The sequence below is a fragment of the Halobacillus dabanensis genome, assembly GCF_900114165.1.
Lineage (GTDB): Bacteria > Bacillota > Bacilli > Bacillales > Halobacillaceae > Halobacillus > Halobacillus dabanensis.
Genome location: NZ_FOSB01000013.1, coordinates 57,181 through 83,065, shown reverse-complemented (window position 1 = coordinate 83,065; position 25,885 = coordinate 57,181). Strand labels below are relative to the sequence as shown.

Here is a 25,885-nt window from a genome sequence, read left to right as displayed (position 1 = left end):
TTTAATCTTTTCAGGGATGGATAAAGTTTCTGCTTTGCTACCTTAATTATGAGTTGGTTCTGCTATTTTGACGAGTTGTTTACCGATGTTTGTTCCTTCGAACAAGCCGAAAAATGCATCAGGGATATTTTCGAATCCTTCTGTGATCGTTTCTTCATAGGTCAGCTTTCCTTCCTGAAGCCATTGCGCCAGGTGGGTGAAGCCTTCATGGAATCTATCTTGGTAATCACCGACAGTAAAGCCTTTAATGAGGGCACTGGACTTAATTAAGTGCATTTGCATACGCGGCCCCTGGTCGTTCGGGACATTGTAGGAAGCGATTGCTCCACATTGGGCGATTCGCGCAAATTTGTTGAGAAGTGGATAGACAGCATCCGAAATGTTGCCACCGACATTATCGAAATAGATGTCGATTCCGTTCGGGCAAGCTTTTTCAAGTTGGGAAGATACATTTTCTGTTTTATAATTAATGACTTCATCAACGTTCAGCTCATTTTTTAAATAAGCTAATTTTTCATCGGACCCTGCAATGCCGACGACATGACACCCGGAAATTTTCCCTATTTGTGCCACTGTTGAGCCAACGGCCCCTGCTGCTCCAGATACGACGAGAGTTTCTCCCTTCTTAGGTTGTCCGATATCGATCAAACCAAAGTATGCAGTTAATCCCGGCATGCCAAGTATTCCTAACGACGTGGTGATTGGGCCAAGGCTGGTATCAATCTTTCGGAGGGTGTCTGCCTTGGCAGCAGTATATTCTTTCCATGGGAGCATACCTGTGATGATGTCCCCTTCCCTTAACGTGTCAGCTTTGGATTCAACTACTTCGCCTACGACGCCTCCTTCCATCGGTGCGTTTAATTCGAAGGGAGCGATGTAAGACTTAGCAGCACTCATCCGCCCTCGCATATACGGGTCAACTGAAGCATATAACAATTTGACGAGTACTTCCCCTTGGTCGGGTTGTGGTCTATCTTTTTCAACAATCTTTAAATGTTCATGAGTAGGTTTTGCTTTTGGTCTTTCTACTAAATGAATTTCGTGATTCATTTTATTCACTCTCCTTTTTTTTATCATAACGCTATTAAAGATTTCCCTGAAAGTAATAGGCCTTCTAATGAGGGAATGAATGGAGGATAATGGAGGGAGGAGGGGATGTAATGAACAAAAATCTATACAATTCCGTGAAATTTGTAATAGGGGAAGGTTTTGTAACAATAGAAGAGACGGGAACATTGAGCGATTGCGAATTGATGGAGTTATCCAATCAATTCGTTAGAGATCCGAATTTCAAGGAGGTAAAGAATTTAACCCTACTAGTCCCAGCGAAATTTGGCAAGGGAGCGAGAAATTATATTAAAAACCGAGGTTTTAAACCTCACGATGAAGTTTATTTTGTCCAAAAAGATTTGCAAAAAGGTTGGAAAGAGTGTGGACATTTATTTCAATTAAGGCCTTTAGGAGAAGTCCACGAAGCTGTGTTTAAAGAGATATGGCATCAATCTATGGAAGGATCTTTAAATGCTCCGCAGTCTTTAAACATGGATGAGCAGATGGAAAGCGTGAAAAAGGAAATAGGTCCGTCTTACATAAGCACATGTCTGACTGTGTATGAAAAAGGGCAGCCAATCGGAGTAGTCATGCCGCATATTGAACCAGGAACGACGGAGGAAGGGAGGATATTTTATTTCGGATTGATCCCAGAAGCGAGGGGAAAGGGGAAGAGTACGGCAGTATACAGTCAGGGGTTAGCGCTTTTGAAAGATAAGTTTGGCGCCTCCTATAGCGTTGGGGCGACAAGTATTCATAACAAACCGATGTTGCGCGTCTTCGAGAAGTGTGGTTTTGATTATATGGATAAAGTCACCGTCTACAAACGTTCCCTCCAAACATAGCCCTCTCCCACATCTTCAACAAAATGGCAGTATTCTCGAAGACACGATGTCGAGAAATTGTGGGGGCTCTAGGGGCTCCAGGAAAGCGAGTAGCTTCCAAGCCCCCATTCGTACTTTCCCAGATGTCTCGAAACTGAGTCTTCAAGAATAGGGAGCTTAGTGGGAGAGGGGATTATGGAAGGCAAAAGAACGCCCAGGGATTTTCCTGGACGTTCCTTTGTTTTTTAAGACTCCGAAGCTTCTTGAAGTTCTTTATACTCAGCATCTGTAAACGCACGGGAGCGGGTGAGGAACCTTTTCCCTTCCACCCCTTCCAAAGAGAACATCCCTCCACGACCATCGACCACATCAATGATTAGTTGGGTATGTTTCCAATAATCATATTGTCTCTTATTGATGTAGAAGGGAGTATCACCAATCTCACCAAGAAGGACATCCTGACTACCGATCAGCAGGTCTCCTTCTTGATAGCACATTGGAGAACTGCCATCACAACACCCACCGGATTGATGAAAAATCAAAGGACCATGCTTTTCTTTCAACTTCTCGAGTAAGTTGAGCGTAGCGTCCGTCGCTTTGACACGCTCTACCATGTTTCCAGCTCCTTTCTTCATACCCAAAACAAGGAGTTGAGGTTTAATTTTTAAAAGAATCCAAGCTTTTGAGGGCTATAGCTGACTAGCATGTTCTTCGTCTGTTGATAATGGCTCAGCATCATCTTATGGTTCTCGCGGCCGACACCAGACATCTTGTATCCGCCGAATGCAGCGTGAGCAGGGTATGCATGGTAACAGTTTGTCCATACACGACCAGCTTCAATGCCACGACCGAAGCGGTATGCGGTATTCATATCACGTGTCCAGACACCTGCACCTAAACCATAAAGGGTATCGTTAGCAATCTTCATTGCTTCATCTTTATCCTTGAATGTCGTAACAGAGAGGACAGGACCGAAAATTTCCTCCTGGAAAATTCTCATGCTGTTATCGCCTTTAAACACCGTCGGCTGAACATAATAACCATCTTTGAGGTCACCTTCCAATTGGTTGCGAGCACCACCAGTCAGACATTCCGCACCTTCGTCCTTACCAATTTCAAGGTAAGAAAGGATTTTTTCGAGTTGTTCTGACGAGGCCTGTGCTCCCATCATGACTTCTGGGTCAAGAGGGTTACCCACTTTGATTTCTTTCACGCGTTTAATGGCTCGTTCCATAAATTCATCATAAATAGATTCGTGAATCAAGGCACGAGAAGGACAAGTGCATACTTCCCCCTGGTTCAGCGCGAACATGACCATTCCTTCAATTGCTTTGTCAAGGAAGTCGTCATCTTCATCCAAGACATCTTCAAAGAAAATGTTCGGGGATTTCCCGCCAAGTTCAAGAGTGACAGGAATGATATTTTGGGAAGCATATTGCATGATCATGCGACCAGTAGTCGTTTCCCCTGTGAACGCAACTTTGTTGATGCGGTCACTCTGGGCTAAAGGCTTACCTGCTTCTAATCCAAAGCCGTTAATGATGTTTAATACGCCTGCAGGCAATAAGTCTTCAATCAATTCTAATAGATAAAGGATGGATGATGGCGTTTGCTCTGCGGGCTTCAAGACAATCGTATTCCCTGCAGCAAGTGCAGGAGCGATTTTCCATGTAGCCATTAACAGAGGGAAGTTCCAAGGGATGATTTGTCCCACGACACCCAAAGGTTCATGGAAGTGGTAGGCTACTGTATCGTTATCAATTTCACCGATGGAACCTTCCTGGGAGCGAATGGCTGAGGCAAAGTAACGGAAATGATCAACTGCAAGCGGTAGGTCCGCATTTAATGTTTCACGAACAGCCTTCCCATTTTCCCAAGTCTCAGCGATTGCCAGACTCTCGAGGTTCTCTTCTATGCGATCCGCAATACGATTAAGTACTAAGGACCGTTCCGTTACAGATGTTTTTCCCCAGGCGTCTTTCGCTTTATGAGCGGCATCCAGAGCAAGTTCCACATCTTCTTCAGTAGAACGGGCAACCTTGCAAAAAGTCTGACCTGTTACAGGTGTTACGTTGTCAAAGTATTGGCCTTTGACTGGGGCTGTCCATTCTCCACCAATGAAATTGTCGTATCTTTCCTTGAATTGTACTTTAGAACCTTCTGTGTTTGGAAAAGCATACACCATAAATACATCCTCCTAAGTGATTAATGAAGTAAACGCTTACAAAAACGCTTATGTAAGTAAGCGTGCTTACTTTTAAAACTACCATCTGAACAGAAAATTGTCAATTTACTGACAAATGTAAAGAATTCTCGGTACGAACTTAAAGGAAATCTTGTTATAATGGAACTATTCATAATCAAAGGAGTTAAAAAAATGACAACGAACCGAGTGATGCTTGTTGACGGTATGGCGCTACTTTTCCGGGCGTTTTATGCTACAGCAATGAGCAATTATTATATGATCAATAGTAAAGGCACCCCTACAAATGGTGTTTATGGGATGGTGAAACATCTGTTTACAGCCATTGAAGTCTATCAGCCCACCCATGTCATTTGCTGCTGGGATATGGGAAGCAAGACCTTCCGTAATGAACTTTTTCCGGACTATAAAGCGAATCGTGGTGCTCCACCAGAAGAACTGATTCCGCAATTTGATTTGGCAAAAGAAGTTATCGAATCATTGGATATCCCAAATGTGGGGCAGGTCGGTTATGAAGCAGATGATTGCATGGGCACATTGAGTCGTATGTACAGTGAAGACTCCCAAGTCTTTCTGTTAACAGGAGACCAGGATCTTTTACAACTATTAAAGCCGAACGTCCATGTCGTGTTATTGAAAAAGGGATACGGCAACTATGCAGAGTATCAGGAAGACTCTTTTACAGAAGAAAAAGGAATCACCCCTCAGCAGATGATTGATTTGAAAGCATTGATGGGAGATAGCAGTGACAATTATCCAGGAGTGAAGGGGATAGGAGAGAAGACAGCATTAAAGCTCCTTCTTAAATATCAAACCATTGAAGGAATTCTCGAAAATATCGAGGAACTGACAAAAGGTCAGCGTTCTAAAATCGAAGAAAACTTGGAAATGCTGCATTTGTCTCGGAAACTAGCAGCCATCTACTGCGAGGCAGATGTGAATTGTTCCTTAGAAGATGCACTCTTTTACATCAACGATGAAAAAATGGGTGCTAAATTCGATGAACTGGAGTTTAGAAATTGGAAAAAAAATATCGTGAGAATGTAAGAGAAAGTCGGAAGCATTGTGCTTCCGACTTTCTCTATAGAAGGTCTTTTTTTTGTGTTTTGCGGTAATTATTTACTTCCTTGTAATACATGGCTGCTTTTTTGTACATTCGTTTTTCATAATAAAGGTCCCCGAGCATTTCACAATAATTTTTATAATCACCATATTCATTATTCTCTCTCGCAAAAGGAATGATTTCGTTTTCCAATTCCTCTATGAAGAAGTCTTCTAATGTGTTTTCAAGGATGGTATTTCTAAGCACAAAGAACCTGTGTTTGAAAAATTGATCATCATGTTCTTCTGCGCTTTTTTCCCCTTGTTCAATATACTCCCATGCTTTATCCACATTCCCCGCATAATAATTTGTGGTAGCAAGCAGGTATATTGTATTGGTATAAAAAAAATCATCTCTAACGTCAATAGTCATATTAAAAGCTTTATCAATAAGTTCTAAGGCTTCCTCATATCTTTCTTGGTTGGCATAGATATATCCCAGGTTATGATAAACTCTTCTTTCATCGACAGATTTCAGACGGTATTTGGCAATTTTAATCAGTTTCTTAAAGTACTCCTCGGCTATAGAATATATATCCATTGATCGATAGTTAATAGCAATGATCATATAGGTGTCTATGGTGCGATCATAGTCTAAATCTTTAATATAACCTTCCAATGCCATATGGGCATAGTAATTGGATTCAATAGCAGCCCGTGTTTTGGAATAACTTAGAGCTAGGTGAAAGTATGTCTCACTATCATTAAATGGAAGTTTTCTTAACAGCTGTTCTGTTTGGTGGAAATGATGAAGGGCATTTTTGATTTGATTGTTTTTCAATAAGTAATGGATACCGACCGTTTTATGATAGAAAAATTTATATTCATCATTTGTATATGGGTATAGATCATTAATTTCTTTTAAATCATCCTCAGAAAGGGGGGCATGATTCAATTTCATTGTATGCCTGGATTTTACAATTTTATATAAATTATTCAGTTCTGTATTTTGGTTTTTCTTGAGGGCATTTGTACAATTTTGGTAGTATTCTTCCATCAAGGTCGAATCTCTTCGTTGGATGACTTCGTGCCAATCTAAAATGTCCTGGTGGATGGCATGGTCAAATTCCTGGTTGATATTGGTCAAATTAATGTTGAGTCGCTCTCCGAGCAGGCGATAAATATCGTCACTGGCGTTGATGGTGTCGTGTTCGATTTTACTTAGATAGGATACGGAGCAAATTCCTGATGCGAGATCCTCTAGTGTCATATTCTTGTATTTGCGGTGTTGTTTAATTAACGATCCTTTCATATTCACTACTCCTTTAAAGCGCCAATTACTTACATTATAGCAAAATATCGATCGGAGCAATGGATATAAATGACATTAATGTGTATATATAACAGAGGCAGGCTCAACAAAAGGGTGGTTGAGCCTGCTTCTATGATTATTATAGAGTCTTTAATGCATCTTCAATTTGCGTGTCGCCTGAAACCATTTCGAAGGTCTTATGATAAGCATTTGGCTCTTGAAGTACTGCAATCATCGTCTTCGCTACGTCTGCACGAGGAATCGAACCCCGGTCAACCTTCTCACCAACTTTAATCTTGCTCGTTCCTTCTTCATGAGTTAAGCCACCAGGTCGTACAATCGTATAATCGAGTTCAGTATTCTTCAAATACTCGTCTGCTTCATCCTTCATTTTCAAGTAATGTTGTAATGCTTCAGGTCCGCGCTCAGGCTCTCCTGCTGCAATGGCACTTAACATGACGAATTTCTTGATCCCTGAATTTTCCGTTGCTTTAACAAGGTTAATGGCACCATCGCGATCGACTGCTTCGGTTTGATCTGCACCAGTACTCGACCCAGAACCAGCAGCGAACATTACGGCATCCATACCTTTTACGGCATGACCGATATCTTTGGTCAAGTCTGCTAGTACGGGGGTACCGCCCAGTTTTTCAACCGTTGCTTTCTGCTCTTCTTTCCGAATCAATCCATAAGGTTCATGACCGTCTTCTTTAAGGTACTGGATAAGTAGGCGTCCTGTATGACCATTAGCTCCTGCTACTAGTACTTTCATCTATTATCACAACTCCTTTAAAAATAACGTTCCAGTTAATATTTAGCCATTTTCCATGCCATTCAAACACGATGGTTTCTTTAATATGGGGGAAAACAAAGTTCCTGATAGTTGCATCGGGCGCAGACGCGCGGATCATCCTGCATTGGAAATTGATCAATAGGCAGAGGTCGATTCTGGCTGCCATCTTCTAAGAAAAGTTTCATTTGTTCCATACTGATCTGGTATAAATGCTGCACGTTCACCAAGTCTTGATCCGTCAGTTGATGTTCGACATGCGTGCCATCCACTAAATATTCATTTCGGATGATAATATCATCGAGGGATTCAATGTTGTGTTTTTGTAGTAGATATAGAGCGTATAAAGCAAGTTGATTACGATCTTCGTCCGATGACTTTCCGGTTTTCCAATCTACAATCACCCATTTATCGCGGTTTAGGTCTTTATAAACAAGGTCCATGACGATGTAAACCTTTGCTTCTTCTGTCTTCATATAGCGAAAAGTCTCGGATTCTACAAATTCCATATATTCTTTGCTTCGTACATCAGTGAATGTTTTGCTTGAAAAGAAGTTCGATACCGTCCTATGAAGGCGGTCGGTAATCTTTTTCACCTTTGCTTCAGGCAACGAACCTGTTTGACTATAATAGATTTCGTGAAGCATGGTGTAATGCTTCGGGCGGTTTTGCCATAAATGCTCTTTCTTTGTCGATTCAATAAATCCACGGTTCAAGTGACGTCTGATTTCATCAATAAATGCTTGTTCACTTAGTATTGGTTGGTTCTTCAAACTAGCTTGGATCGTTTGATAGATAAGGTCGTGGACGACGCTGCCAAAGTGCATTTCGAGATTGGTTATTTTTTTTAAGCGGTATGTCTGCTTTGCTAATGGATCAGCAGAACTTATCCATCCATTATGGGAAATATAATAATCATAGGCGTATTTCCTTGAACAAGTGAGCATCGTCTTATGACGGGATAATGACCAGGAAAGCTCTGGATATGGTCTTACTTCAAACATATTAAACATCCTTCATCTATAATCAATATTCTTCAAAAGTAAACGTTGGGTAATAATTATATTTTTGCAAAGGTATTCTATTATTTATGACTGTAACGCCTTCTGCTTCAAGAAGGTCGCGTTGTGTTTTTTTATTGTTGTCTTCCTTGATCACTATTTCTCCCTTAGCATTGACTACACGATGCCAGGGGAGACTGTATTTGTCACTTAATGTATAGAGAACTCTTACCACTTGTCTGGCTGCTCGTGGATTGCCTGCACATCCTGCTATTTGGCCATAGGACATCACCCGACCTTTTGGAATGCTAAGGATTATTTTCAATACCCTTTCCGTGAAAGGTTGCATGCTATCGTCTCCTTTCTTTTCATTTTAACGTAACTCCAATGACCATGAATAGAATCAAGCCTCTAAAATTGATACAATTCATATCAGAAGAAATAGAGAGGGGTGCAAATGCGATGAGTATAGGAAGAGTGTTGACCATTGCTGGTTCTGCTGCGCAAGGAAGTGCAGGTATCCAGGCTGATCTGAAGACATTTGAAGAATTCAATGTTTATGGGATGAGTGCCATAACAGCTATTGTAGCTAACAACAAGCAGACGGACCAGGGAATATTCACCCAACAGGTGGAGTCAGTTGAAGCACAAGTGTATGCTTCTTTAGAACATGTCGGTATAGACGCTCTTAAAACAGGCATGCTTTTCACAAAGGAAATCATAAGTCGGACTGCTAGTTTAATTAAAGAGTCGGGAAACAAAAATGTGGTGGTCGACCCTGTGATGATTGGGAAAATGGGGTCTCAATTATTGAAAGATGAAGCAATTGATACACTTAAGGAAAAATTGGTGCCCCTTGCTAAAGTAGTGACACCTAATTTACATGAAGCTGCACGAATGTTGAATTGTCCTGTACCTGAAACACCGGAGGATATGAAAGTGGTGGCGAGTGACTTATACCAGCTCGGTCCTCAATATGTATTGGTCAAAGGGGGCAGTTTGAAGAATTATCCTGCTGTAGACATGCTTTATGATGGATCAAGTATGGTGGAACTGGAATCGGAACGTGTGAAAACTACTCATACAAGCGGGGCAGGTTGTACATACTCGGCAGCGATTACGGCAGAGCTTGCTAATGGTTTCCCAGTAGAAGAAGCCGTCCGTCGTGCTAAGTCATTTGTAACGACTGCCATTCGACATGCCTTATCTTTCGATCGCGGTATCGGTTCCACTTATCATGCAGCCCATAGAATCAAAGAGTAGCATTTCCATAAACTATCCGCCCTTCACTATTCAGAGGAGGGCGGTTTTTTATCCCGTATATTACAAGTCGCTGGTGACGTGTAAGATTACTAAATAAAAAACCCCACTTACGAAAAAAGTGGGGGAAATAATTATCCGTTGATACGGTCATATTTATCAATTTGTTTTTTGCGGACAACATCCCAGCGGTTTTCAGGATGTTCTTTGCATTCTGCTGTACAAGCGGCATGCTGTTCTTCTTCACATTCTTTGCAACATACATATTGACGGTTACATACAGGGTTACTACAGTTGATCATACGATCTTCTGCTTTCCCGCAATGCTCACATTCAGCGATTATTTTCTCTTCCACCTTGTTGATCGGTACAGAAATACGCTCATCGAATACATACATTTTACCATCGAAAAGTTCCCCTTTGACCTCAGGGTCTTTTCCATAAGTGGTAATGCCACCTTCTAATTGATAGACATCTTCGACACCATTTTTCTTCAGAATTCCTGTGAGTTTTTCACAACGGATTCCACCTGTGCAGTAGGTCAAGACTTTCTTGTCTTTCCACTGATCGGCATTTTCTGCAATCCATTCAGGGAACTCGCGGGAATGATTGACATCTGGTTGAATAGCATTGCGGAAGTGACCAATACGGTATTCATATTCATTACGTCCATCAATAACGATTGTATCTTCATCTTTCAGCATTTCGTTGAATTCTTTCGGTTTCAAATGTTTTCCGCCGAAGGTTTTCGGGTCGATGTCGTCTTCTTCGATACTCCAGTTGACAAGTTCTGGTTTCACACGGCAATGCATTTTCTTGAACGCGTGTCCTTCATGCTCATCAATTTTGAAATGGATATCTGCGAAACGCTCATCGGAACGAACGTAATCCATATATTCTTCCACTTGTTCCACCGTACCTGAAACAGTGCCGTTAATACCTTCGTGAGAAACGATGATTCTCCCTTTCAAACCAAGGTCTTTACAAAATTTCAGGTGGTTGTTGCAATATTCTTCATAGTCAGGAAGGTCGACATACTTATAATACAGCAGAACTCGATAATCTTTTGAGCTCATAAGTGATTCCTCCTATATTTATATATAAACAGTAGTAATTAACATAAAAGTCCATAGTTCATCATATTCGATTTTCATTTAGAATTCAAATGTCATTTTCTTGAACATTCTCCACCTGCTTGATTTGGCGGGCATAGATAGCCAGGGCGATGGCTGAAGCAGACATAAGAACAATTAAGAAGCCGAAAGGTAATTTGAAATTTTCAGCTGTGTAAGGTTGCGAACTTAGTTCTAGTAAAATACCAGCGAGAACAGAACCGGTGGCACTGCCAATAAAGTGGGTCTGTTGTTTAAGACCAATGCCCGCACCAATCTGTTCTGTCGGTAAGATTCTTGACACTTCATTTGTTGAGCTGGATGAAAGGCTTGAAAACCCGAAGCTTGTAAACATATAAGCGATCATTATCATATAAGGACTTTTTCCTGCTGTGAAAAAGAAGATAAAGGCAGAAATCATCAGTAACCCTTGTGATAAAAATAGTAGTTTAACATTACCGTAAGCATCCATGAGGCGGCCGACATAAATAGCTGCGATTGCAGATAGCATAGCTCCAGGGAAAATAATAAATCCGATTGCAGCTGCCCCACGACCATATACTTGTTCAAGCATAATCGGCATTAAGAATAAGACGGCGAAGTGTAAAGTGAAGCCGGCATAGCTTAGAAATACAATTTTTCTATAATGCCTGTTCAAAACGAGTCCGGGTTGGATGAATGGCGCATTTGTCCGATTCACCCTCCACCAGAGTAATGCTGCCGAAAGCAGCCCTCCTAATAAATAGTAGGGGGTGAAAGTAGAAATATAGAGCAGAAACAGAGTTGCACTACTTCCGGACAATAATGCACCAAATACATCAAAGCGTGCACGTGTTGATGTTTCCGTTGGCATGAATTTATACAAAACGGGTAGCAGTACACTGACCATAGTAGTAATAAGGAAAAGATAATTCCAGTTGAGAAAATCGGTAATGACCCCGCCTACAACAGGACCAAGCCCGAAGCCTAAAGAGGTTGCGGATGCGATTAAGGCATAGGCACTTCCGCGTCTAGACATCGGAATATATCGACCGGCAAAAACCATGGATAACCCAGGGATGGCTGCTGCTCCTGCTGCTTGACTTAAGCGGGCAATCAATAGCCAAAGATAACTCTCAGCGAAAAAACCTATGAATGAGGAAAGACTGAAGATGCATATACCAAGCGTCAACAAAGTGCGGATGGGCAAGTAATCCGATAATCGTGTGAACGTGATCGTAAAGATGGCAAGAACGATAGAATAACCTGAAACAATCCAGGCTCCTTCAGAAGGTTGTAAAGCAAACTCACGCAATATATTGGGTAAAGCTATGTTGAACATCGTTGTATTCATAACCACTATTAAAATAGAAGCACTTAAAATGAACACTGTCCGGAAGTGCTCGTTGGAAGGACGGGTTATTGCTTCCATATCGACGTTTCTTCCTTTCTATGAAAACATTAGACACCCGAAGTACTATACCACAAGTCCGCTGGTAAGAGAAAGGTAAAGGGGATGACCCCCAACAAATATTGGAGGGTCATCCCCTAAACGTTCCCCCACCAAAGCTCCCTATTCTTGAAGGCTCAGTTTGAAGACGTTTGGTTGTGAATATAGTGGGTGGGAAAACAAGTAGCTTTCCTTGGTGATTGGGCAAGCCAGCAAAAGCTCTGCGGGTCTCGCCTCCCATCCATTCCCTCAGGAGACCCCCGTTTTCCCACGCCATACGATTTAGAAATTCTCGAAACCGCATTGTAAAAGTAAGGAACTTTGGTGGCTGAAAATTCATATAGCCAAGGCATCAAAGGATGATTGTCCTCCAATATAGGGCAGGTTCACCCTCAGATTTTTCGGGAAACTCGCCCCAAATATCTAAAAATCTAGTCATCAAGTATACTGCCGGATAGTTGATGAGTTATATTATTTTTGCGCCTAAGGTTGTTTCGAAATGGGATAAAGCCCAGTCGTGGCCGGTCTGGTTGAAACTGGCTACACCGTTCTTATGGATGTGGATAGTGTACCCATGGTTATATGCGTCAATGGCTGTATGCAGAACGCAAATATCTGTGCAAACTCCGACAAGGTGCAAGTCATTAATCCCACGTTCTCGAAATTTTAAGTCAAGGTCCGTTCCTGCAAAGGCGCTGTAACGAGTCTTATCTATATAGAGCAAATTTTCTTTGTGTTTATTTTGCTCGTAAATGTTTTGAAGTGTCCCATATAAATCGCGTCCGCTCGTTCCGCGAATGTTATGAGGAGGGAAGAGGGGCGTTTCTGGATGATATGGATCGTCTTTTTCATGCACATCTACTCCCATTACCACAAGATCTCCGCCATTTAAAAACTGTCGGGTAAGGTCATCCATGTAATTTTCTAATACTTGGGCCGGTTTACCACAGGTTAACGCTCCCTCATCGGCAACAAAATCGTTCGTGTAATCAATGACGACTAAAGCGCGGTTCATTGTATCCTCTCCTTATGTCTTTACACCTATATTAACAGAAGGCCAGCAGAAAAAGTTGTTTAATAACTGGGAACTTGTTTAGGAGAGGCATGTTTTTTATTCATAGTTACGAACATAAGGGCTCCAGAAAATATCAGTAATCCACTAGTAACAAAAAACACCATGGAAAAACCATAAAACCCTGCAATCATTCCACCCATAGAGGGACCTATAATATTACCAAGGAAGCGAATGCTCGTATTGTAGCCTAACACTTCTCCTTGCATAGCAACAGGGGCTTCCTGACGAATGTAGGCGGTACGAACGGGAATGATGCCGCCAATTGATACCCCCAGTAAGAATCGAAGGGCGACCAATTGCCATATGTTAGTAACGAAAGCGGCGGGTAGATAAACGATCCCTGCCATAAATAATAAAACGACAAGGATTTTTATATAGCCGATTCGATCTGCGATTTTCCCCCACTGTCTTGCCATCATCAAGTTGCCGAGCCCAGCTGCTGAAAAAGCAATTCCAGAAAAAAGTGCTAAGTTTTCTAGCCCATGTAATTCTCCGACAAATAAAGAAAGGATCGGTTGAATGCTGAAATGGGCGATTTGAACAAATAACGATACAACCATGACCATCAATAACACAGGGTGCTTCAAAATATGGGCCAGCACTTCCTTTGATCGGTAGCTCGCTTTTTCATCATCCCCCTCTTTTTCAATCCGTTGTTCATGGATACCGAAGTAAACAATCAAGGCAGAGAGTGCGACTGTAATGGATACGTATTGAAAGGTGGTCGCATAACCAATAGAGTCTGCAATCCATCCACCAAGCATCGGCCCCATTAAACTTCCGGTAATACTTCCAGTTTGTAATGAACCAAGAACCTGACCAGCGATGTTTTTAGGTGTCTGGGTGGAAATGAGCGCCTGGGACATTGGGATGAAACCTGTGAAAACTCCCATAAACAAGCGAAGGAGGAAGAGTTGCCACACGGAGGTGACGAACCCCATTAGTAAAACGGAAAGAGCGAGTCCGCTGGCAGAAAGGATCAGTATTTTCTTTCTGCCATACTTATCTCCGATTTTTCCCCAAATAGGTGAGCATAAAAAAGCAGACACAAATGTCACACCGAAAACCCATCCAGACCATGTTTGTACATAAGCATCAGAGTAGTTTCCGAGTTCTTCTATATACAAAGACAAAAACGGAAGGACCATAGTGATACTTCCAGCAATAAAGAAATTTGCGAACCACATGATCCATAAGTTCTTTTTCGCTTGAGAGTGTTGTTTATTGAGGATAATGATCCCTTCTTCCTTTTTATTTCGACACCCTAAATATATAACATAAATGGCCAGGATCCGAAACCTTTGAAGTCATCATATTTGGAAAATAAGTGGGAAATGGATATACATTTCGAGGGAGGATAGCTGCATGGTCTATAAAATGAAGAAAAAGGTTGTATTACCTAAATCATTTACTAACCTAGAGAGGATTCCTTTGTAATTTTTACATAAATAAGTTTTTCAACCGGAAGGAAGGGAAATCCATTAATAATAATATGTTGTTAACGGTTGCATAACTTGTATATACAAATTATAATCAAATTGAATCATGTATATACAAGTTATAAAACAAATATATGTAAGCGTTTGAGGAGGAGATCGAGTTTGTTTAAGAAATTGTTTGGAAATAAAGAGACAGTATTAAATGTAACTTCACCTTTAACAGGAAAGAAGGTGGCATTAGAAGAAGTGCCGGACCCTGTCTTTTCTCAAAAGATGATGGGGGAGGGGATAGCTGTGGATCCGGAAGACGGACTTGTAGTTAGCCCAGTGGAAGGAAAGGTTGTTCAAGTCTTTCCTACAAAGCATGCCGTAGGTCTGGAGACGAAAAGCGGAGCAGAAGTCTTGATTCATATCGGTTTGGAAACGGTAGCGATGGAAGGCGAAGGTTTTGAAGCTTTTGCAGCTCAGGGGGATAAAGTGAGTGTCGGGGACAAGTTAATTTCTTTTGATTTGGACTTAGTTAAAGAAAAGGCGAAGAGTACGATAACTCCAATTATCATTACAAATAGTGATAGCTTTGAGGTACATGTAGAAGAAGATGTCGAGTTGAAAGCAGGATCCACTTCATTAATGACAGTTAAGAAAAAATAATAAAGGACAGCGGAGGGATTGTAATGAACCATAAGAAACAGGCCGAGCAAATACTGGAAGCGATCGGCGGAAAGGAAAACTTATCTGCTGCTACCCACTGTGTCACACGCCTGCGTTTAGCACTGCATGATGAAGGAATAGTAGATAATGAAAAGTTGAATAATATCGATGCTGTAAAAGGATCTTTTTCAACAAATGGCCAATTTCAGATTGTAGTCGGGCAAGGGACCGTTGATAAGGTTTATAAAGAATTAGTAGCTCTTGCGGGTATTGGAGAGTCTTCCAAAGAGGAAGTAAAAGAAGCCTCAAAAGGGAATATGAACCCGCTTCAGCGTGCGATCAAAACGTTGGCGGACATATTCATTCCTATCTTACCTGCCATCGTTACTGCAGGTTTGCTATTAGGAATTAATAACATTCTTACAGCCCAAGGAATCTTCTGGGACGAACAATCGATTATTGATGTGTATCCACAATGGGCAGATATAGCTAACATGATCATTATTATAGCGAACACTGCATTCGTGTTCTTGCCCGGACTTATAGGTTGGTCGGCTGTTAAAAAGTTCGGTGGTAGTCCGATTCTCGGTATTGTTATCGGTCTAGTCCTTGTCCATCCTGATCTGCTTAATGCATGGTCTTACGGTGACGCTGTCGCTGATGGATCCGTGCCAACATGGGATTTATTTGGAATGCAAGTAGAAAAAATCGGCTATCAGGGTCAAGTTTTACCTGTTTTAGTCGCTTCCTATGTATTGACGAAAATTGAATTGTTTTTACGTAACAGAATTCCTGATAGTATACAATTGTTATTTGTTGGTCCGATTTCTTTACTAGTCACTGGCTTCTTGACGTTTATCATCATTGGACCGATCACATTTGGAATAGGTAACTGGATTACAGATGGCCTTGTAAACATCTTTGATACATTTGCATGGTTAGGTGGATTCATCTACGGTGGACTTTATGGAGTACTCGTAATCACAGGTATGCACCATACCTTCTTAGCTGTAGATATTCAATTGGTAGGTAGTACAGGAACAACCTTCCTGTGGCCGATGCTTGCTCTATCCAACATTGCTCAAGGTTCAGCCGCATTTGCGATTTGGTTAGCAGCGAAAGACGATAAGTTGAAAGGTCTGGGGGTATCTTCCGGAATATCAGCATGGTTAGGGATCACAGAACCAGCCTTGTTTGGTGTGAACTTACGCTTCAAGTACCCTTTTATCATCGCTATAAGTTCTTCTGCAATCGCAGGATTATATATATCTGCTCAAGGGGTATTAGCAAGCTCTATTGGAGTCGGTGGTGTTCCAGGGATCTTTTCGATTGTAGCTGATTACTGGTTCGACTTTATAATCGGTATGATTATTGTTATCGTTCTTCCGCTTGTCGGTACGTACCTATATGCCAAGCGTAAAAAAGACGTATAAAATTTTGAAACGGTGGTGCTACAATGATTGAACAACCTTGGTGGAAAAAAGCTGTCGTTTATCAAATTTATCCGAAAAGTTTTAATGACACGACAGGGAACGGTGTCGGTGACATTCAAGGCATTATAGAAAAGTTAGATTATTTGAAGAAACTCGGGGTCGATGTCCTTTGGCTGACCCCGATGTACAAGTCTCCGCAAAATGATAATGGATATGACATCAGTGATTATTTTGATATCCACGAGGAATATGGGACAATGGAAGACTTCGAGCGGTTACTCCAGGAAACGCATGATCGAGGGATGAAATTGATTATGGATATCGTAGTCAATCACACGTCCACAGAACACCATTGGTTCCAGGAATCGAAGAAATCGAAAGACAACCCCTACCGTGATTATTATATTTGGCGTAAACCTGTAAATGGGGAAGAGCCGACGAATTGGCAATCTAAATTCGGTGGGAATGCATGGGAATATGATAAGGAAACTGGTCAATACTACCTGCATCTATTCGACGTGACTCAAGCAGATTTGAACTGGGAAAACGAACAGATGCGCGAAGAAATATATGAAATGATGCGCTTCTGGGCTGAAAGAGGGGTAGACGGCTTCCGACTCGACGTCATCAACCTTATTTCAAAAGATCAAGAGTTCCCTAATGATGACGGAAGTGTAGCGCCTGGGGACGGACGTAAATTTTACACCGATGGTCCCCGTGTGCACGAGTTCATGCAGGAAATGAACCGTGAAGTATTCGAACCCTATGATTTGATGACTGTCGGGGAGATGTCTTCAACGACGATTGAACATTGCATTAAATACACAGCTCCCGAGCGTAATGAGTTGAGTATGACGTTTAGCTTTCATCATTTGAAAGTCGACTATCCGAATGGGGAAAAGTGGACAGTTGCAGATTTTGACTTTCAGGAACTAAAGCAAATTCTCTCTAAGTGGCAGGATGAAATGAACAAAGGAAATGGCTGGAATGCCTTGTTCTGGTGTAATCACGACCAGCCGCGTGTCCTATCCAGATTTGGTGATGATGAAAAATACCCAGAGAAATCAGGAAAGATGCTGGCAACAACCATCCATATGATGCAAGGAACTCCGTATATATATCAGGGAGAAGAATTCGGGATGACGAATCCGAAATTCGAGAGTATCGAACGCTATCGCGATGTGGAGTCTTTGAATATGTATGAAGAGTTCAAAGCGAAGGGTGTAAGGGAAGAGAGGATCATGGATATTTTAAAACAGAAATCCCGTGACAATTCCCGTACACCTGTCCAATGGAATACCGAAAAAAATGCTGGCTTCACAAGTGGGACTCCATGGATAAGTGTGGCTGATAACTATAGGGACATTAACGCAGAAGTAGTCCTGGATAAAAAAGATTCCATTTTCAATCACTATCAGAAGCTTATCGAGTTACGCAAATCCCATGACATTATCACTCATGGAGATTACCTCCTCTTGAGACCAGAACATGACCGTGTATTCGCATATTTGCGCGAATGGAATGGAGAAAAACTTCTTGTCGTTAATAACTTTTACGGAGAAGAAACGAACTTCGCTATACCGGCGGAAGTCCCATTAGACGGGGAAGCTGAAATCCTCTTGAGCAATTATGAAGACTCTACAACAGATTACAGAAACATCAGCCTTCGTCCATACGAATCGGTTGTATATTATTTTGCCAATTAAAGGTTGGGGACGTGGAATGAAAAATAAGTATGTTGAGATTTACAACAAAATTGTCAAAGATATACAGAAAGGAGAGTATTCCTCAGGGGATACTCTCCTTTCTGAACACGAACTGAGTCGTCACTTCCAAACATCGAGAGAAACAATCCGGAAAGCTTTAAATTTACTTTCGCAGAATGGTTATATTCAAAAAGTCCGAGGAAAAGGGTCTGTCGTTCTAGATCGAGACAAGTTTGAATTTCCCGTATCAGGCTTAACGAGCTTCAAAGAGTTATCGGAACGCTTAGGGAAAAGCTTCCGTACCCATGTCCATGAACTTACGCTTAATAAAGGGAGTTCTCAAGTGTGCACACAATTGAATTGTGATCCGGCTTCCCATGTATGGAAGGTGGTTCGTTCCAGGGAAATAGGAGGAGAGCGGATCATTTTAGATAAAGATTATATTCTGCAAGATACTGTGCCTGACTTGACTAAAGAAATTGCAAAAAACTCTCTTTATGAATACATTGAAAATGAACTGGGCCTTGAAATCAGTTTTGCAAAGAAAGAGATCGTGGTCGAGACAGTGACAGAAGAAGATCAGGAGTTTCTCGATTTGAAAGGACATCAGCAAGTGGTTGTCATCCGGAGTTATGTGTATTTAGCCGATACGACTGCTTTCCAATTCACGGAATCCCGTCATAGACCGGATAAATTTCAATTCGTCGATTTTGCCAGACGAACGAAAGTTTAAACGAAGAAGGGTGTTTTATATCTTCTTTGTTTTTTTACACGAAAACGTTAAAATAGGAGCAAGACAACTGATAATGAGGTGGATGGATTGTTCGTAATCGGAGCTACAAAAAAGTTGCAAAATGAATTGACTAAACCTATAGAGGATGTGGAAGAGTACAATGAAGTGCCAGAGATATACCAATGGCACGCAAATATCGTTACCCTGAACCGCAGAAAATGTTTAATCCTTATGAATAATGCAACAGGTCTGAATTTGACATTATTCGGGTTGAGAAAACAGCAGTTTGAACATTTGGACAGTGTCATCAAAGGCTCACTAAAGCAACTTTTCCAGTTATTAGATATTGAAAAAGAGGTAGCAGATAAAGTGCTGGATAAGGCGGATGAGGTTGTTTTTACAAAAACGAAAAGTCGTAAGGTTTTAGGAATGATGAAGGAAATCAAATTTTTCGCTGAGGATTCTGTTCAGGGTCAAACCTATGAAGAGATTGATGCAGCTAAAATCAATGAGTCCAGTAATAAGGATTTACCGTTCTTAAATTTAGAGCACACATTCCCTCATAAGGCGTTTATTAACTATTTTAAAGAGCAGTAGTGTACTCACACTCCTGCTCTTTTTCATTGTGTCTCCTAACTATTAAACTATATGGCAGTATTCTTGAAGACTCGATTTCGAGATGTTTGTGGGAGTTTAAGGGTCGTGGGGGGAAGGACTCGCTTTCCTGCGAGGGAACTGGCAAGCTTCCTCAGGCTAAAGCCTTGCGGGGTCTCGCCTCGCTCCTTCCCCCAAGACCCTTGCCGTATGAGTTACTCGAAATCGCATAACAATAACCCTGCCATAAGGAGAGGGAGAATAACAATTAGCCGTAATCACCACACTTTCACTTACATTATGCTCCCTTTACTTGAAGGTTATTTCGAGATAAAGAATAGGGAGCGTTTTTTGGAGGATTTGATTTGAAAAAGGGGAAATACTAAGAGGGATTATGTTTCCTTTATACGTGTGCGGGTATGTTACATAGTAAGGATAAATTGCATATGGAGGGCTTGCGATGTTTTTTAAATCTTATTTTGATGAAGGATTAGCACAAATGTCTTATATGATCGGATGCCAAAAGACAGGAGAAGCGATAGTGATCGATCCCGCCAGAGACCTTACTGCTTATTATGAAACAGCAAAAAAAGAGGGGTTTAATCTTTCAAAAGCAGCAGAAACACATATACATGCGGATTTTCTTTCAGGAGCAAGAGAGCTGGCGAACGAAAAAGGAGCTAAACTTTACGTTTCCGACGAAGGAGATGAAGACTGGAAATATCAATACTTGAATGAAATTGAGCATCAATTAGTCAAAGATGGGGACGAGATTTACGTTGGTAATATCAGGATCGATGTCATCCATACACCAGGTCATACACCCGAGAGCCTATCCTTTTTACTGACTGATGAAGGTGGAGGATCGACTGTCCCTATGGGTGTTTTTACAGGAGATTTTGTTTTTGTAGGCGATGTTGGACGGCCTGACTTATTAGAAAAGTCGGCAGGAGCAGAAGGAACAGCCGATAAGGGTGCGGAACAAATGTTTCGATCTGTTCAACGATTCAAAAAACTGCCGGATTACGTGCAAATTTGGCCAGGGCATGGAGCTGGAAGTTCGTGTGGAAAATCTTTAGGAGCTGTTCCATCTTCCACAGTAGGTTATGAAAAAGAAAATAACTGGGCATTGAAATGCATCGATGAGAGTTCATTTACCGAAGAGTTGCTCCAAGGTCAACCTGAACCGCCGAAGTATTTTGCTATGATGAAAAAGATGAATAAACAAGGTCCATCCCTGGAAAAGGAACGTGAAATCAAGCAAATAGCACTTCGGGATATAGAAGATTACCACAACAGTTCCTATGTGATTATTGATACAAGAAAATCCTCAGAGTTTGCAGCAGGCCATATAAGTGGAACCATCAACATTCCTTATAATCGCTCTTTCACTAATTGGGCGGGGTGGTTAGTAGATTATGATCAAAAAATCATCCTCGTGGGACCAGAAAAACAAATATCACAAACGAAGCTCTCTTTAGAATCCATCGGTTTGGATAACCTCGTCGGGTATGTGGATATGGCAGAACTGGAAGCCTATGGAGGGATGGAAACCTATGAAAGCATTACCCCGGAAGAACTTGCTAAGCACTACAAAGATCATGATGATTACGTAATCATCGACGTGAGAAATAATAGTGAATGGGATGATGACCACATAGATGGCGCCTATCACATCATGTTAGGGAAATTGAAGGAGAGCCTCGATGAAGTTCCTTCTGGCCGTACACCAATCGTCCACTGCCAGTCAGGTGTAAGGTCGGCCATAGCGTCAAGTTTGTTGCAAGCTTATGGTCATAAAGATGTCTTGAACTTGAAAGGTGGATTTTCCGCCTGGAAAGAACGCGATAAATTAGAACAGTCATAAAAAGAAAGCTCTGTTTCTTTGGAAGTGAAGCAGAGCTATTCTGTTAGGAATAAAAAAAGACCTCTACTATTAAAGTAGAGGCAAAAGTTTGTATAGGTATAGGATTAGGGGAGGTGTTAATTTATGTTAATTGGAATTAACACACAAAATTAAATTTCATCCACAACTAGTGGTCGAGGATGAGATTCTTCAGCAGTATCAGTGTATGAAACATTTGCTGCTAAAGAAAAAACAATACCAAGTATAGCTACAAAACCTATTAACTTTTTCATAATATCATACCTCCTAAGTTCGAATATTTATTTAACAAATCAATTGCTAACCTTAAGTATTTAGAAGATTTTTTATAGCTTCTTTCAGCTTCTAATAATTCTGATAAAATAAGACAATATCTAATAACAAAACGATGTTGTTTTCTCTCCAGAAAGTGAGGGATTGCAACACCTTCTAGATAATGAGCAGCGTTATTATCTTTATTAATTAACATTGTATAAATGTTTAGGTGAATTTCATCTGTAGTTGTATCATTTATAGAGGAATTTAGATAAGAAAAACCTTCATTTATCCATTTGCTACAATCTTCTAATTCATTTAATTTATAATATTCAAGTATTAAGCAATAAATTGTTTCGAAGATTTCATGGACTGAAGCTGTTTTTGACTTATACGAAAAACTCCTTTTATAATTCATTAGTGCAGCTTCATAATTTCCTCTTCTAGACTCGATTACTCCTATGTTGTGATAGACCAAACCCAATTGGTAATAGTCTTTCGTTTGGGTAGCAATCTTACTTACCAAGTGATAGTTTTCGAGTGCTTTGCCGTAATTTTTCAATCTTCCGTAATTGATGCCTAATAAAATATGGCAATCAGCGCTTTTGACCAAGTTGTATTGCTTCTGGAAAATGGTCAATGCTTGATCAGCATTGAAAATAGAAGCAGAAATATTGTTCGCTTGGCTGGCACTTAATGCAAGAAGATAGTATAAATCACTTTCCTCCCAATCTTCTAAATTGATAGAAACACTGTGATTCTTTGCTTCCATCAATTGGAGGTAGGAATTTTCGTAATCTCCCTGGTAATAAAGGACAAGCCCTGATCCTAAATGGAAATAATACTCCATCTCTTCATCAAATGTATCCTCATATTGACGGATATCTTTCCAAGCTTCATAAGCCTTCTCCACCTCGTTTTCTAACAGCAGATGGCGAATGCGAAACAATTCAAAAAATATATACAAATGATGGTTATTGAGCGTATCTTTTTGTTGAATGAGTTCTTCCATACACTTTCTTGACTCTTCGTTTTTTTTGAAGACAATGAGTTCATACCATTCCTTCAACTTTTCTTTTGAAGGGTGGTTATAAGAAGAGTCGTGAAAATCAAGACCGAGACGTTCGTAAAGGTGCTCAAGTACCTCGAACGCAGGAACGGTTTGGTCGTTCTCAATCTTAGATAGGTACGCTGGTGAGATTATTCCATCTGCAAGCTGATTTTGTGTCAGCCCTTGTTTTACACGATGGAATCGAAGCACTTTACCATATTCCATTTTCCACACACCTAGTTGATCAACTGTCGATTTGCCAGAGTGTTTGCTCTTTCAAATCTATCTTTAGAATACATGTTCGTTCTGCTATTTTCAACAATATTCAATAGTTTCCCAAGTCATGAATTTTTTAAGCCTTTAAGGGGACTTTGGAAGTGGGACTTTCATAGATTTCAAGTTTTTGGATGTTGAAAAGGGTAAATTTGGGATCTATGAGTAATCATACAACATTAAGGGTATAAAAAGTACAGGGAAAATTTATTTTCACCAAGAACGTCAGCGATTAAAAGCGAGAAGGAGGAATGGGTGTGGGTTATAATGTCACACAAAAATTGATTAAAGACCATTTGGTGGAAGGAGAGATGATTCCGGGATCTGAAATCGGTTTAAAAATTGATCAAACGCTTACACAAGATGCTACAGGGACAATGGTTATGCTGGAGCTTGAAGCGATGGGAATTGAGCGTGCTAAAACAGAAGCCTCAGCTCAATATGTTGACCATAACTTAATTCAGGAGGATAGTAAAAATCCTGATGACCACCTTTTTCTAGAAAGTGCGGCTAAACGATTCGGGTTACACTTCAGCCGTCCAGGAAATGGGGTCAGTCACCCGGTCCATATGCAACGCTTAGCGAAGCCAGGTAAGACTTTACTAGGTTCTGACAGTCATACGTGTGCTAATGGATGTATGGGAATGCTTGCAATGGGAGCAGGCGGGATTGATGTCGCTATGGCAATTGCTGGTGAGCCATTTTATGTGAAAATGCCAAAAGTTTGGGGAGTCAAAGTCAGTGGAGAACTCCCGGATTGGGTCAGCGCTAAAGATGCCATTTTAGAAATGTTGAGAAGACACGGAGTGAAAGGTGGCGTCAACCACGTTTTTGAATATTACGGCCCAGGATTGAAAAACTTAACAGCTATGGATCGTCACGTTATCGCTAACATGGGAGCTGAGCTGGGAGCGACAGGGACAGTCTTCCCTTCTGATGAAGAGACGAAGCGCTTTATGAAGCTCCAGGGAAGAGAAGATGAATGGGTAGAACTAATTGCTGACGATGATGCCAAGTATGATGTCCACGATGAGCTCGATCTATCATCTTTAGGGCCGATGGTAGCGAAGCCTTCAAGTCCAGGGAATGTGGTGCCTATTGAAGAAATAGAAGGCGAACCGATTTATCAATCCTACATTGGTTCTTCGGCAAACCCAGGATACCGTGATTTTGCCATCGCATCCAAAATAGTAGAAGGACGTCACATTGCGGATGGTGTTTCGTTCGACCTCAACCCGACATCCAGACAGATGTTGATTGATTTATCTCAAGAGGGACATATCGCAAACTTCCTGCAGGCGGGTGGTCGCTTACACCAGGCTGGCTGTAATGGTTGTATCGGAATGGGGCAGGCACCAGCTACAGGTAGAAATAGTTTGCGAACTACACCACGGAACTTCCCAGGACGTTCCGGTACTAAAGAAGACAGTGTGTTCCTGAGCAGTCCGGAAACAGCTGCTGTCTCTGCATTGAACGGAAAAATTACGGACCCGCGGAAGGCTGGTTTTGATTTCCCTGACGTGAAGGATTTAGATAATCCGACTGTAGATACTAGACTGCTCGACGAACCACTTCCACTTGAAGAAGCAAAAGATGTTGAGCTTGTAAAAGGTCCAAACGTTGCTTCCATTCCTGAAATGGATGAGCTTCCGAACGACATGGAACTTCCTGTATTATTGAAGATGGGAGATGACATTTCAACAGATGAAATATTAGCAGGTGGTGCACGTGTCCTGCCATATCGAAGTAATCTCCCGGAAATCAGTAAGTTCACATTTGAAATTGTCGATGAAACCTATCATGATCGGGCAATGGAAATAAGGGAGCAAGGCGGCCATGCGGTTGTCGCTGGTATGAACTATGGTCAGGGATCAAGTCGTGAGCACGCAGCGTTAGCACCAAAATATTTGGGGCTTAAGGTCGCAATCGTCAAAGACTTTGCTCGGATTCACTGGCAAAACTTGGCCAACTTCGGTGTCTTACCACTTACTTTTGTAGATGGGAAAGATTTGGAGGAACTTGAACAAGGTGACGTTTTAGTATTCAAAGGTCTGCGTGATAAGATTAAACAATCTTCTCAAATAGAGGTGGAGATCAAAGGCAAAGACAAGACTTTGAAGCTCGAGCATGCCCTTTCTGATCGTCAAATTGAAATTATGCAAATGGGCGGTTTGATCAACTGGGTGAAAAATCGATTAGAGGATTAATCCAAAAACGGAATGGCATAAAGCCATTCCGTTTTTGTAGCTCTCATTGTTCAACATAAGCTCCCTATTCCGTAAGACTCGGTTTCGAGACTTTTGTGTGGGAAGATGGTGGTCTGGAAAACGGGTCATTTCCGTGGGCATGTGGTGAGCTTCCTCAGACTTCGTCTTCCGGGATCTCACCTATCATGTTCATCCACAGGAGTCTCCCCGTTTTCCAGACCACCATACGGTAGAATGATACTCGAAACCACCTTCATGTAAAGGGAGCTAAATGTAGGTGAAATTGCTGTAATCACAGGCTGGAAATGCTATTCTCCGTCCATTTATGGCGGGGTATTGTAGGGCGATTACGAGCAACTCATATGGCAAGGGGCGGAGGGGAATGGCGAGACTCCTGTGGGAAAAAAGTGCTAGGTGAGACCCAGCAGGACGCAGTGTCCGAGGAGGCTCAACGCGCTCCCGCGGAAAGCGAGTTATTCCCCGCAGCCTTATCCACTTAAACAAAAGTCTCGAAATTGAGTCTTCAAGAATACCGTCGTATAGCTTAAGAAGAAGTTGCTG

The 25,885-nt window shown here is 41.4% G+C and carries 23 protein-coding genes; 10 read left to right on the top strand and 13 right to left on the bottom strand.

From position 1 onward, the window contains the following. Positions 1-42: 42 nt before the first annotated feature. Entirely contained in the window at positions 43-1,050 is a 1,008-nt protein-coding gene (locus BMZ58_RS18125; protein ID WP_075037958.1) for an NADP-dependent oxidoreductase, read from the bottom strand. 110 nt (positions 1,051-1,160) lie between these two features. Here BMZ58_RS18125 and BMZ58_RS18120 point away from each other — a divergent pair, with 110 nt between their 5' ends. Beyond that, positions 1,161-1,895 carry a GNAT family N-acetyltransferase gene (locus tag BMZ58_RS18120; protein WP_075037957.1) on the top strand — a complete coding sequence of 245 codons (735 nt, stop codon included), beginning with the start codon at positions 1,161-1,163 and terminating at the stop codon, positions 1,893-1,895. A gap of 224 nt (positions 1,896-2,119) precedes the next feature. On the opposite strand, the gene BMZ58_RS18115 is transcribed toward BMZ58_RS18120, so the two are convergent. Next, positions 2,120-2,488, bottom strand: a complete 369-nt coding sequence (locus BMZ58_RS18115) for a DUF779 domain-containing protein (protein ID WP_075037956.1) — start codon at positions 2,486-2,488, stop codon at positions 2,120-2,122. A 50-nt stretch (positions 2,489-2,538) separates the two neighbouring features. Continuing rightward, entirely contained in the window at positions 2,539-4,059 is a 1,521-nt protein-coding gene (adh, locus tag BMZ58_RS18110) for an aldehyde dehydrogenase (protein ID WP_075037955.1), read from the bottom strand. A 192-nt stretch (positions 4,060-4,251) separates the two neighbouring features. Here adh and BMZ58_RS18105 point away from each other — a divergent pair, with 192 nt between their 5' ends. Next, positions 4,252-5,124 (top strand): 5'-3' exonuclease, encoded by an 873-nt coding sequence (locus BMZ58_RS18105; protein WP_075037954.1) that lies wholly within the window; start codon positions 4,252-4,254, stop codon positions 5,122-5,124. A gap of 34 nt (positions 5,125-5,158) precedes the next feature. Here the strand turns inward: BMZ58_RS18105 and BMZ58_RS18100 are convergent, their stop codons facing one another. From BMZ58_RS18100 to BMZ58_RS18085, 4 genes are all read right to left on the bottom strand, one after another. Then, positions 5,159-6,430 carry a helix-turn-helix domain-containing protein gene (locus BMZ58_RS18100; RefSeq protein WP_075037953.1) on the bottom strand — a complete coding sequence of 424 codons (1,272 nt, stop codon included), beginning with the start codon at positions 6,428-6,430 and terminating at the stop codon, positions 5,159-5,161. A 139-nt stretch (positions 6,431-6,569) separates the two neighbouring features. Beyond that, positions 6,570-7,202 (bottom strand): SDR family oxidoreductase, encoded by a 633-nt coding sequence (locus BMZ58_RS18095; protein ID WP_075037952.1) that lies wholly within the window; start codon positions 7,200-7,202, stop codon positions 6,570-6,572. Between the two features lie 80 nt (positions 7,203-7,282). Continuing rightward, positions 7,283-8,224: a PD-(D/E)XK nuclease family protein gene (locus BMZ58_RS18090; RefSeq protein ID WP_075037951.1), complete on the bottom strand. Its 942-nt coding sequence runs from the start codon at positions 8,222-8,224 to the stop codon at positions 7,283-7,285. 22 nt (positions 8,225-8,246) lie between these two features. Then, entirely contained in the window at positions 8,247-8,570 is a 324-nt protein-coding gene (locus BMZ58_RS18085) for an MGMT family protein (protein ID WP_075037950.1), read from the bottom strand. A gap of 113 nt (positions 8,571-8,683) precedes the next feature. Here BMZ58_RS18085 and thiD point away from each other — a divergent pair, with 113 nt between their 5' ends. After that, positions 8,684-9,484, top strand: a complete 801-nt coding sequence (gene thiD / locus BMZ58_RS18080; RefSeq protein WP_075037949.1) for a bifunctional hydroxymethylpyrimidine kinase/phosphomethylpyrimidine kinase — start codon at positions 8,684-8,686, stop codon at positions 9,482-9,484. A 131-nt stretch (positions 9,485-9,615) separates the two neighbouring features. Here thiD and trhO read toward each other — a convergent pair whose 3' ends face one another. From trhO to BMZ58_RS18055, 4 genes are all read right to left on the bottom strand, one after another. Further along, on the bottom strand, positions 9,616-10,557 hold the full coding sequence (gene trhO / locus BMZ58_RS18075) for an oxygen-dependent tRNA uridine(34) hydroxylase TrhO (protein WP_075037948.1): 942 nt from the start codon (positions 10,555-10,557) through the stop codon (positions 9,616-9,618). An 85-nt stretch (positions 10,558-10,642) separates the two neighbouring features. Next, positions 10,643-12,004 carry an MFS transporter gene (locus tag BMZ58_RS18070; RefSeq protein ID WP_083412888.1) on the bottom strand — a complete coding sequence of 454 codons (1,362 nt, stop codon included), beginning with the start codon at positions 12,002-12,004 and terminating at the stop codon, positions 10,643-10,645. 484 nt (positions 12,005-12,488) lie between these two features. Beyond that, a complete protein-coding gene (locus BMZ58_RS18060; protein WP_075037946.1) occupies positions 12,489-13,037 on the bottom strand; it encodes a cysteine hydrolase family protein in 549 nt (182 codons plus the stop codon). 59 nt (positions 13,038-13,096) lie between these two features. Next, the gene (locus BMZ58_RS18055; RefSeq protein ID WP_075037945.1) at positions 13,097-14,284 is read right to left on the bottom strand and encodes an MFS transporter; all 1,188 of its coding nucleotides are present in this window, start codon (positions 14,282-14,284) and stop codon (positions 13,097-13,099) included. Between the two features lie 414 nt (positions 14,285-14,698). Here BMZ58_RS18055 and BMZ58_RS18050 point away from each other — a divergent pair, with 414 nt between their 5' ends. The 6 genes from BMZ58_RS18050 to BMZ58_RS18025 all read left to right on the top strand — a co-directional run bounded on the left by BMZ58_RS18050 (position 14,699) and on the right by BMZ58_RS18025 (position 21,520). Beyond that, positions 14,699-15,187 carry a PTS sugar transporter subunit IIA gene (locus BMZ58_RS18050; protein WP_075037944.1) on the top strand — a complete coding sequence of 163 codons (489 nt, stop codon included), beginning with the start codon at positions 14,699-14,701 and terminating at the stop codon, positions 15,185-15,187. Between the two features lie 23 nt (positions 15,188-15,210). Beyond that, positions 15,211-16,620: a PTS system trehalose-specific EIIBC component gene (gene treP / locus BMZ58_RS18045; protein WP_075037943.1), complete on the top strand. Its 1,410-nt coding sequence runs from the start codon at positions 15,211-15,213 to the stop codon at positions 16,618-16,620. A gap of 23 nt (positions 16,621-16,643) precedes the next feature. Then, a complete protein-coding gene (treC, locus tag BMZ58_RS18040; RefSeq protein WP_208601439.1) occupies positions 16,644-18,326 on the top strand; it encodes an alpha,alpha-phosphotrehalase in 1,683 nt (560 codons plus the stop codon). Positions 18,327-18,342: 16 nt separating this feature from the next. Continuing rightward, positions 18,343-19,059, top strand: coding sequence for a trehalose operon repressor (gene treR, locus BMZ58_RS18035; protein WP_075037942.1), 717 nt, complete (start codon positions 18,343-18,345; stop codon positions 19,057-19,059). Between the two features lie 87 nt (positions 19,060-19,146). After that, on the top strand, positions 19,147-19,656 hold the full coding sequence (locus BMZ58_RS18030; RefSeq protein ID WP_075037941.1) for a DUF6933 domain-containing protein: 510 nt from the start codon (positions 19,147-19,149) through the stop codon (positions 19,654-19,656). A 457-nt stretch (positions 19,657-20,113) separates the two neighbouring features. After that, the gene (locus BMZ58_RS18025) at positions 20,114-21,520 is read left to right on the top strand and encodes an MBL fold metallo-hydrolase (protein ID WP_075037940.1); all 1,407 of its coding nucleotides are present in this window, start codon (positions 20,114-20,116) and stop codon (positions 21,518-21,520) included. Positions 21,521-21,669: 149 nt separating this feature from the next. On the opposite strand, the gene BMZ58_RS21665 is transcribed toward BMZ58_RS18025, so the two are convergent. Continuing rightward, the gene (locus BMZ58_RS21665; protein WP_279626146.1) at positions 21,670-21,792 is read right to left on the bottom strand and encodes a hypothetical protein; all 123 of its coding nucleotides are present in this window, start codon (positions 21,790-21,792) and stop codon (positions 21,670-21,672) included. Further along, complete coding sequence (locus BMZ58_RS18020) at positions 21,789-23,069, bottom strand: helix-turn-helix domain-containing protein (protein ID WP_075037939.1); 1,281 nt, start codon at positions 23,067-23,069, stop codon at positions 21,789-21,791. Before BMZ58_RS18020 ends, BMZ58_RS21665 begins: the two co-directional genes overlap by 4 nt. 305 nt (positions 23,070-23,374) lie before the next feature. On the opposite strand from BMZ58_RS18020, the gene BMZ58_RS18015 reads away from it, so the two are divergent. Then, entirely contained in the window at positions 23,375-25,324 is a 1,950-nt protein-coding gene (locus tag BMZ58_RS18015; RefSeq protein WP_083412886.1) for an aconitate hydratase, read from the top strand. Positions 25,325-25,885 lie beyond the last annotated feature (561 nt).